This is a genomic window from Streptococcus sp. DD04 (assembly GCF_001578725.1).
GTDB classification, from domain to species: Bacteria; Bacillota; Bacilli; order Lactobacillales; family Streptococcaceae; genus Streptococcus; species Streptococcus sinensis.
Map to the genome: position 1 here is coordinate 64,658 of NZ_KQ968982.1, position 7,001 is coordinate 71,658.

General features: G+C 44.2%; 11 protein-coding genes. 2 read left to right on the forward strand and 9 right to left on the reverse strand.

Annotated features, from left to right (window positions below):
- From STRDD04_RS11570 to STRDD04_RS09840, 9 genes are all read right to left on the reverse strand, one after another.
- A partial coding sequence (locus tag STRDD04_RS11570) for a translation initiation factor IF-2 N-terminal domain-containing protein (RefSeq protein ID WP_231853930.1) occupies nucleotides 1-363 on the reverse strand: 363 nt, incomplete at its 3' end.
- A gap of 16 nt (nucleotides 364-379) precedes the next feature.
- Nucleotides 380-679: a YlxQ-related RNA-binding protein gene (locus STRDD04_RS09805; RefSeq protein WP_062201891.1), complete on the reverse strand. Its 300-nt coding sequence runs from the start codon at nucleotides 677-679 to the stop codon at nucleotides 380-382.
- Nucleotides 672-968 (reverse strand): RNase P modulator RnpM, encoded by a 297-nt coding sequence (gene rnpM, locus STRDD04_RS09810; protein WP_037617263.1) that lies wholly within the window; start codon nucleotides 966-968, stop codon nucleotides 672-674. Before rnpM ends, STRDD04_RS09805 begins: the two co-directional genes overlap by 8 nt.
- An 11-nt stretch (nucleotides 969-979) precedes the next feature.
- A complete protein-coding gene (gene nusA / locus STRDD04_RS09815) occupies nucleotides 980-2,188 on the reverse strand; it encodes a transcription termination factor NusA (RefSeq protein ID WP_331710277.1) in 1,209 nt (402 codons plus the stop codon).
- A 58-nt stretch (nucleotides 2,189-2,246) separates the two neighbouring features.
- Entirely contained in the window at nucleotides 2,247-2,735 is a 489-nt protein-coding gene (gene rimP / locus STRDD04_RS09820) for a ribosome maturation factor RimP (RefSeq protein ID WP_062201895.1), read from the reverse strand.
- A 190-nt stretch (nucleotides 2,736-2,925) separates the two neighbouring features.
- Nucleotides 2,926-3,564 carry a tRNA (guanosine(46)-N7)-methyltransferase TrmB gene (trmB, locus tag STRDD04_RS09825; protein ID WP_062201897.1) on the reverse strand — a complete coding sequence of 213 codons (639 nt, stop codon included), beginning with the start codon at nucleotides 3,562-3,564 and terminating at the stop codon, nucleotides 2,926-2,928.
- The gene (gene ccrZ, locus STRDD04_RS09830; protein ID WP_037617278.1) at nucleotides 3,561-4,355 is read right to left on the reverse strand and encodes a cell cycle regulator CcrZ; all 795 of its coding nucleotides are present in this window, start codon (nucleotides 4,353-4,355) and stop codon (nucleotides 3,561-3,563) included. Before ccrZ ends, trmB begins: the two co-directional genes overlap by 4 nt.
- A 50-nt stretch (nucleotides 4,356-4,405) precedes the next feature.
- Nucleotides 4,406-5,452: an ABC transporter permease gene (locus STRDD04_RS09835; RefSeq protein WP_062201899.1), complete on the reverse strand. Its 1,047-nt coding sequence runs from the start codon at nucleotides 5,450-5,452 to the stop codon at nucleotides 4,406-4,408.
- Nucleotides 5,449-6,180, reverse strand: a complete 732-nt coding sequence (locus STRDD04_RS09840; protein ID WP_062201901.1) for an ABC transporter ATP-binding protein — start codon at nucleotides 6,178-6,180, stop codon at nucleotides 5,449-5,451. The genes STRDD04_RS09835 and STRDD04_RS09840 overlap by 4 nt, the downstream gene beginning before the upstream one ends.
- 74 nt (nucleotides 6,181-6,254) lie before the next feature.
- Here STRDD04_RS09840 and STRDD04_RS09845 point away from each other — a divergent pair, with 74 nt between their 5' ends.
- Both STRDD04_RS09845 and STRDD04_RS09850 read left to right on the forward strand, forming a co-directional pair.
- Complete coding sequence (locus STRDD04_RS09845; RefSeq protein WP_062201902.1) at nucleotides 6,255-6,665, forward strand: HIT family protein; 411 nt, start codon at nucleotides 6,255-6,257, stop codon at nucleotides 6,663-6,665.
- Between the two features lie 9 nt (nucleotides 6,666-6,674).
- A complete protein-coding gene (locus tag STRDD04_RS09850; RefSeq protein WP_062201905.1) occupies nucleotides 6,675-6,959 on the forward strand; it encodes a hypothetical protein in 285 nt (94 codons plus the stop codon).
- Nucleotides 6,960-7,001: the final 42 nt, after the last annotated feature.

Sequence of the window (7,001 nt, forward strand, 5' to 3'; positions counted from 1 at the left end):
CGCTTCCCGCTCTGCCTTAAAGTTACGACTTTGCGGCCGAACTGAAACAGGTTTCGCCGGAGCTGCTGCGGCTGGAGAATCTGCCGCTTTGGTCTTTTCTGGCTTAACAGCCGCGGATTCTTCCTTTTTGGCTGGAGCAGATTCTTTTTGAGGTGCTTTCTCCGGTACTGGCTGGGCAACAGGCACTTTTTCTGGCGCTGGCTTAGAAGCACCAAAGCTATCCCTGATGCGTTGACCCGCTTCTGCTTCTACGCTGGAAGAGTGACTTTTGACTTCCAAGCCCAGCTCCTTAGCACGAGCTACCACCTCTTTGCTTTCCTTTCCCAGTTCTTTTGCGATTTCGTACAATCTAACTTTAGACAATTCTTGTCCTCCTCTTCTATTGCATAAGAGACCTCATTTTCTTTGTAAAACCAGCATCTGTGACGGCAGCCACTTTTCGGGCCTTGCCAATCGCAGAGCTTAATTCCAGTGTTGAAAACACGGTTGACACTTCTATCTTGTAATAATGGCTTTTATCAGTAATCTTTTTCGTTAGATTTGGTCCAGCATCCTCAGCTAGAAAGACCAGATGGGCTTTTCCTTCTTGGATGGCTTTGATGACCAATTCTTCCCCTGAAATGATACGGCCAGCCCGCTGAGCTAGCCCCAGCAAGTTTGCTAGTTTTTCTTTATTCAAGACCCAACTCTCTTCTCTTGACCTTGTGATCGACATAGGCAATCAGCTCGTCATAGAAGCTTTCTTCTACTTCCATGCTGAAACTGCGGTTGAAAACTCGCTTTTTCTTAGCCAGATGGGCTTCCTCATTATCTAGCTTAATATAAGCTCCTCGCCCATTAGCCTTGCCTGTCGGATCAATGAATACCTGACCTTCTTTATTCTTGACAATGCGCAATAAATCACGCTTGTCAATCACTTCATTGGACACAACTGATTTTCTTAAAGGGATTTTTCTTGTTTTTGCCATATCTGCCTCCCTTATTCTGCGGCTACTGCTTCACTTTCTTCCAGTTCTGCTTCTGCCAAAACTCCCTCAGTTGAGACTTCTTCTGCCACAAATGCTTCCGCATCTTGTGCAAAGCCTCCGAGTTCATTGGCTGCTTCCATTTCTTCGAACTCGCTGGCTGACTTGATGTCAATCCTAAAGCCAGTCAAATGAGCTGCCAGACGGACATTCTGACCGCGGCGGCCGATAGCCAGAGAAAGTTTATTATCCGGTACCACAACCAAAGCTCGCTTATTATCTTCAGCATGGAAGATAACTTGGTCCACTTCTGCTGGTGCAATAGCATTGTAGATAAATTCAGCCGGATCTGCCACCCACTCGATAACGTCAATATTTTCTTCAGTCGGTATCATACGGCCACTTTTGGCATCATATTTAGCTGGATGGAACTTGCTGGTAATCTTCTTGATATTAGCGCCGCCTCGACCGACGATGGTTCCGATAGCATCCACGTTTGGATTATGGCTGCGCACCGCTACCTTGGTCCGATCGCCCGCTTCCCGAGACACACTCATGATTTCCACGGTTCCATCGTAAACTTCAGGAATTTCTTGCTCCATCAAACGCTTAATCATCTCTGGATGACTGCGGCTGACAAAAACATTGACCCCGCGTGGATTGTCTTCAACCTTATAGACAAAGACTTCGATGCGGTCATGAGAGGCAAAAACCTCACCAGGAATCTGGTCTTGCTTAGACAGTTGCGCTTCGATACTGCCTAGATTGACATAGATAAAGCGATTGTCAAAGCGCTCCACTGTCCCTGACATGATTTCATTTTCATGTTCTTTGTAGGTGTTGTAAGTGATAGCACGAGTCTGCTTGCGCATCTTTTCCATGATGGTTTGCTTGGCAGATTGAGCTGCTACGCGACCAAACTCAGCTGGCGCTTCTTCAAACTTGATTTTGTCTCCCAGCTCATAGGCAGAGCTGATAGCCAAGGCATCCTTGAGGCTGATTTCCAAGCGACTGTCAAAGACCTCGTCCACAACTTCGCGGACAGTATAGACACGGAAATCACCTGTTTTTTCATTAAACTCAATAGCTGCGCTGTCTGCTTGACCATAGCGGCGACGATAAGCAGAGCGAAGGGATTCTGTCACTGCTTCGATAATATCTTCTTTTTTAATACCTTTGTCCTCTTCCAAAATACGGAAGGCCTCTAGCATTTCTTTACTCATCTTCATGTAACTTTTGCCGAAACAAAAGTATTCCTTTCTTCATTATTGCTATCTATTACTAAAATTTAACGGCCAGTCTTGCTTTTGACACTAGACTATATGGAATTTCAACTTCTTTTCTGCGTGTTTTATCCATATATTCCATGAGCAAGACATCATCTTCAAATCCAAGTAAAGTTCCTTCAAAAACCTTATTTTTATCCAGTGCTTTATAAAGACTGACATGGATATAACTGCCGACTGCAGCTACCACAGCTTCCCTAGTCTTCAGCGGACGCTCCAAGCCTGGACTCGTCACCTCCAGGAAATACTGGTCAGGAAAAGGATCTGGCTTGATAGTGTCCAACAGAGGACTGATAATATCGGTCAAATCTGCCGTATCATTGACCGTAATTCCCTCAGGCTTGTCTACAAAAACACTAAGAACATAGTCACCACCCATCTTGCCATAGTCAATATCCACCAATTCATAAGGTTCTTGGATGGCTGGCTCAATGACTTCTCTTACTAATTCAACAATCGTTGCGATAAGACTGCACCTCCTCACAGATAAGAGGCGAAGATATTTCCTCGCCTCTCTTTCATATTTACTAATTTCAGTATACCACAGCCTGCATAGAAAAGCAAGGGATATGCTTGATTTAAAAATTTCGCTTCTTATATCTCTTTGTAAAAATAGAAAAACACCGAAATTTGTGAACAATCCTTAAGTCTCACAAACCTGTCAGGACTGCTATCTATTCAAACTTCGCCTCAACTCGGTAGATGACCTGTCCCTTGCTGGAGAATTTCTCTTCATATTCTGTCAGGACATTGTCCTCAAAGTCACTGGCATGCAAATCCAACCACACGCCTTTTAACTTCATACCATACTGAGAAAAGCTAACTAAGCTGTACTCGAATAGACCACGGTTGTCTGTTTTGAAGTGGATTTCTCCATTTTCCGGCAGAATCTGCTTAAAGGTATCCAGAAAGGACTTGTAGGTCAGCCGGCGCTTCTCATGACGTTTCTTGGGCCATGGATCAGAGAAATTGAGATAAAGTTGGTCAATTTCCCCGTCTTCAAAGTAGTTGGTCAAATCTGAACCATCGACCCAAAGCAACTTGATATTGGGCACATCCGCTGCCAGCACTTTATCCAAGGCATAGCTGAGTACGGATTTTTGAATATCAATACCAATATAGTTGATTGTCGGATTGGCCTTGGCCATTCCAGTGATAAAGGCTCCCTTACCGCTGCCCACTTCGACATGAATAGGGTGATCATTCCCAAAGATCTTCCGCCATTTCCCCTTAGCATCGGCTGGATTTAAGACCACATACTGCGGATTGGCCTCTAACAATTCTGTTGCGCCTTTGCGATTTCTTACTCTCATTTTACCTTTCCATACTTGGAACGGAAGTTGCGTAAGGCGTAAATCTCCCGGTTCACATTTTCTAAATCATTATTCTCGTAATACTTAGCAATTTGCATCAGGTAGGAATATTGCCCAAACCAATACATTTTATTGAAAACTGTTTGATTGTACTTGTAGCCGTAGTAGGTCAGCCATTCTTGCCAGCCTGAATCCGGCACATAATGGCTCAGGATATGGGCTACATCCAGCATCCTATCGGTTAGCCGAACGGAATCCCAATCCACCAGATAAATCAAACCGCTGTCCGTTTCAATCCAATTGCTATGACGAACATCTCCGTGAACGATGGTCGCATAATCCTCCCGAAAGGCTGGCACTGTTTGGCGCAGTTCACGGATAACCGACTGCAGATATTGATTGTTCCTTAAAACTGCAGGTGCTTGATTTAGCCAAGCATTCAGTAAATCAATCGGAGTTTCCAAAGTATAGCCCAACTTTGTTAATTGTGTCATTAAGGGCCGCGAACGATGCAAACGCGTTAAAATATTGACCACTTGCTTTTTAGACATATCATTTGGTGTCAAGATCGTGCCCGCAAGCCACTCCTGCCCACTTATAACATTACCATCCGGTAAGCGGCGGCTCCATAAAAGCTGCGGTGCAATTTGTTCCCTGGCTAAGCCTGCTAAGATTGGGGTTGTATTCATCTTGACGAAAACGCGCCCCCCGTCTGGATAAGTCCCCATATAGGCCTTTCCACTCTTACCAGCTATTGGTGTCAGGGTTAGCTCATTATCAACCAAGTCCATGATTCCCCTCCGTAAAAAGTTTCCTATCTATTTTACTAGTTTTACCTCTTTTAGTCAACCAATCTATTTAATTTAAATGGCAAATATAAAAGATACAATAATACTGTGACTCCAAGGATTGGCAATACAGCGGCTCTGTCTTGGAAAAAGAGCAAAGCCACCAGTGTTTCAAAAAGCAAGACACTATGTCCAACCGCTGTAATAATCTGCCTCGCTCCCTTAATCTTATCTTTTCTGTCAAGCGGGAAAAGCTGGGTGAGATACTGATAATCAAATGCTTCATAAAGAGCAAGCAACTGAAAGAGCAAGAGATAATTGAAGAGGACAACAAAACCTGCAGCAATCCAAGACTGGCTGACAAAAATGATCGTTAGCAGAGCTAACAGCAGAAGTCGCAGGGTCAAAGGAAACAAGTCGCCATTGCGCAGATAGGAGCGCAAAAACATATTCTGCCATGTCTTGCTATGCTGTTTGCTCACGAGTCTTGTCAAACCATCCAGATACTCCCGACGCTTGACACTGTTTGAAATGCCCTTGACATTGGTAAAGAGAGCAAAGAAACGCAGGAGCCTCTGCTTGCGCCCCTCCTCAGCAGCAATCGCATACTGCCAATTGAGGCGATCCGCCATAAAAAAGCGGCCTCCCTTGCCTTGAAATAAAAACCATTTTAGCAGCAGCATAAGCAGGCAGTAGAGCCCAAAGCCCCAGATTGGTAAGCCCAGAGCCAGAAAAAGCGGAGCTAACAGCAACAACATTCCAGTCTGTAAGACTGCGTATAAAAGATAAGAACGCCAAATCTGCCCCTTGATAAAATCAATCGCTGCCTGCTCCTGCACTAGCAAAAAGAGCATATCTGGCTTTTCCAGATAGGTCGCAATACGCCCAAAAGGCAGGATAAAAAGCGATAGAACAACCAGACTGGCAATGATTGGTAAGTGATTCGTCGGAAAATGCCGCAATAGCTGACTATACTGAACACCTAAAAACCCCATAAAGACCAGCAGAAAAAGGACAAAATGATCATTAAGCACATAACGCAGGTATTTCAGACACTGCTGACGGAAATCCTGCTTGCGTTTAGCAAATACTTCTTTCATACCGCAGCCTCTTCCGTCAAGGCCAGATAGATGTCATTGAGACTAGCTTCTGGCATCTGAAATTGTCCTCGCAACTCAGCTAGATTGCCCTTGGCACGCACCTGTCCTTTATGCAAAATCACAAAGCTATCGCACATCTTCTCGGCTGAATCCAGAACGTGGGTACTCATGAGGATGGACTTGCCTTTTTTCTTTTCCTCCTCCAAGAGCTGGATAAGGTCTGCAATAGCTACGGGATCCAGACCCAAAAAAGGCTCATCCACGATAAAAAGACTAGGATCTACCACGAAAGCACAGATAATCATGACCTTCTGTTTCATCCCCTTGGAAAAATGCACCGGAAACCAGTCCAGCTTATCCTTGAGCCGGAAGATAGTTAACAGGCCTTCCACGCGCTCAAAAGCGACTTCCTGCTCGATATCGTAAGCCATGGCCACCGTTTCAATATGCTCACGCAGGGTCAGCTCCTCATAGAGACTAGGCGTCTCAGGGATAAAGCCAATCTTCTTGCGGTAGGCACTGGGATTTTCCCGCAGCTGTAAGCCGTCAATCCGAATCTCTCCCTTATAGGGCGTCAGAAAGCCGATGATTTCATTGATCGTAGTAGACTTTCCGGCACCATTAAGACCAATCAGACCAACCAATTGACCGTCGCCAACCTCAAAACTGATATCTTTTAAGACAGGAATATTGATATAGCCTCCTGTAAGACACTTGATTTCTAACATATTTTCTCCAAATTCTGGTATAATGTTCTTATATTTTAAATTATAACAAAAACTAGCGAATAGAGGTATCATTTATGGCTGATTGTATTTTTTGTAAAATTATTGCAGGGGAAATTCCAGCTTCTAAAGTCTATGAAGACGACCAAGTACTGGCCTTCCTAGATATTTCTCAGGTCACACCTGGCCATACTCTGGTTGTTCCCAAACAACATTTCCGAAACCTTCTGGAAATGGATGCAGATAGCACTAGTCAACTCTTCGCCCGTGTACCGGACATTGCCCGCAAAGTCATGAAGGTAACGAAAGCCAAGGGGATGAATATACTTAATAACAACGAAGAAATCGCTGGTCAAACTGTCTTTCACACCCACGTCCATCTAGCTCCTCGCTATGAGGAGACGGATGGCCTGCAAATTAGCTTTGAAACTCACGAACCAGATTTTACAGCCTTGGCTGAATTAGCAGCGAAAATTGCCCAAGCTTAAGGAGGAACTATGAAACTTTCAAATATTCTCCTTTTTATCGGTGCCGCAGCAGCCAGCTATAAGCTGGTTGAAAACCGCCAAAAAATCCGAGAAGAAGTCACTGAAACATCGGATATCTTAGACAAGATCCAGGACAATCTAGCTAATATCCAACGCAACCTTGCCATCATCCAAGAACAAAGAGACAACTTAAAAGACATCACTCAGGATTTAAGCTACAAATACAAAGTTCTTGAAAACCAAGCAACAATTCAAATCGAACAAATAAAGGATTTATGGGAATCCTATCAATAAAAAACAAGCTCAAAGTACAGTTTAATACTGACTTTGAGCTTG

What these genes read in the sequence shown, in the direction of transcription:
- rnpM (WP_037617263.1), bottom strand. Translation starts at nt 968, where the DNA reads ATGGCAAAAACAAGAAAAATCCCTTTAAGAAAATCAGTTGTGTCCAAT.
- nusA (WP_331710277.1), bottom strand. Translation starts at nt 2,188, where the DNA reads ATGAGTAAAGAAATGCTAGAGGCCTTCCGTATTTTGGAAGAGGACAAA.
- trmB (WP_062201897.1), bottom strand. Translation starts at nt 3,564, where the DNA reads ATGAGAGTAAGAAATCGCAAAGGCGCAACAGAATTGTTAGAGGCCAAT.
- ccrZ (WP_037617278.1), bottom strand. Translation starts at nt 4,355, where the DNA reads ATGGACTTGGTTGATAATGAGCTAACCCTGACACCAATAGCTGGTAAG.
- STRDD04_RS09835 (WP_062201899.1), bottom strand. Translation starts at nt 5,452, where the DNA reads ATGAAAGAAGTATTTGCTAAACGCAAGCAGGATTTCCGTCAGCAGTGT.
- STRDD04_RS09840 (WP_062201901.1), bottom strand. Translation starts at nt 6,180, where the DNA reads ATGTTAGAAATCAAGTGTCTTACAGGAGGCTATATCAATATTCCTGTC.
- STRDD04_RS09845 (WP_062201902.1), top strand. Translation starts at nt 6,255, where the DNA reads ATGGCTGATTGTATTTTTTGTAAAATTATTGCAGGGGAAATTCCAGCT.
- STRDD04_RS09850 (WP_062201905.1), top strand. Translation starts at nt 6,675, where the DNA reads ATGAAACTTTCAAATATTCTCCTTTTTATCGGTGCCGCAGCAGCCAGC.